We start from the raw sequence: 1,220 nt of genomic DNA on the forward strand, positions 1-1,220 counted from the left end.
CTGGCCGGCGCGGGTGCGGCCGGGCACGGAGTCGCCGGCCCCAAGTACGGCTTCCGGCCCACCGTCATGGCCCGACCACCGTTTGCCGGCTGAGCGCGGCATCCCACAGGTATCGACGTCGACAATGGCCCCGCAGTCATCAGCGCTCGCAGCATGATGCGCCTCGAGTTGTCCCGACCGCTTCCGGACGCTGCGTCTGGCAGAGACCGGGGCACTCCACCGACTGACCTGGGTGAAAGGAGGTCCCCGCGACACGCCACCGGGAATGCTCATCGCATCGATTCTTTGCGACGGGTTAATCGGCGGTCAGATTTTTATGCCGGGCGACGCGGCGCCGGCACCCTGGGCGCCGATTACCAGCAACTTTTTCGACCGGGGGCTGGTACCGTTTGCTATGACCCTTCTTCAAGGGGCAGCGGTCGAGGTCAGGCGTTGTTACTGTGTCGTTACCAAAAGTGAATTCGCCGTACCGCTAAGTGAACAATTGCAAACACCGGGCTTCCACACCGACCTGGGGGGCCCCAGTCATCTAGTCTTCGCAGGGTCGGGGATTGAACTAGGAGGGAACAACATGTCGTTCGTGACCACACAGCCGGAGGCTTTGGCCGCGGCGGCCGGGAACCTGCAGGCTATCGGGTCGACCTTGAGCGCCCAGAACGCAGCCGCTGCAGCCCCAACGACGGGGGTGGTACCCGCCGCTGCCGACGAGGTGTCGGCTTTGACCGCGGCTCAGTTCGCCGCGCACGCGCAGATGTACCAAGCGGTGAGCGCCCAGGCCGCCGCGATCCACGAGATGTTCGTGAACACCCTGTCCACCAGCTCCGGTTCGTACGCTGCGACCGAAGCAGCCAACGCGGCCGCCGCCCTGTAGCTCGGACACGCGGTTCCGGGGGCTTGGGACAGGTCGTCAGCGCAATGGGTTCCAACGTCACCGCCCCGCAGGGGACGATCGCAACACGCACTCCGTCAACTCAAACGCCGCGGTTCGGGTTCGACGTCCGTCTCACCGTGACAGCACCCGGTGGCCGCCGGCTGACGGGAAGGGGGGGTCATTTCTATTCATTCGGCTCGGCGGTTGCGTAACGCGTAAACGATCCGGCCACCGTCTTCAACACATCACCCAGTAACCACGTAGCAAGGAGAACAGCCGACATGGCAACACGTTTTATGACCGACCCGCACGAGATGCGGGCGATGGCGGGCCGCTTCGAGGTCCACGC

Annotated in this window: 2 protein-coding genes and 1 pseudogene; all 3 read left to right on the plus strand. The window is 64.8% G+C overall.

Translation table 11 applies throughout. The annotated features are described in order from the left end of the window. A partial coding sequence (locus tag A5732_RS17230; RefSeq protein ID WP_436971827.1) for a PPE family protein, SVP subgroup occupies positions 1 to 93 on the plus strand: 93 nt, incomplete at its 5' end. A gap of 478 nt (positions 94 to 571) precedes the next feature. Beyond that, positions 572 to 871 (plus strand): PE family protein, encoded by a 300-nt coding sequence (locus A5732_RS17235; RefSeq protein WP_007771419.1) that lies wholly within the window; start codon positions 572 to 574, stop codon positions 869 to 871. Positions 872 to 1,152: 281 nt separating this feature from the next. Then, positions 1,153 to 1,220, plus strand: a pseudogene (locus A5732_RS27100) (WXG100 family type VII secretion target); the annotation flags it as partial.

Origin of the sequence: Mycobacterium colombiense, from assembly GCF_001953985.1 — a bacterium.
GTDB classification, from domain to species: domain Bacteria; phylum Actinomycetota; class Actinomycetes; order Mycobacteriales; family Mycobacteriaceae; genus Mycobacterium; species Mycobacterium colombiense_B.

Coding starts and splice junctions, on each gene's coding strand:
- A5732_RS17235 (WP_007771419.1), top strand. CDS start 572: ATGTCGTTCGTGACCACACAGCCGGAGGCTTTGGCCGCGGCGGCCGGG.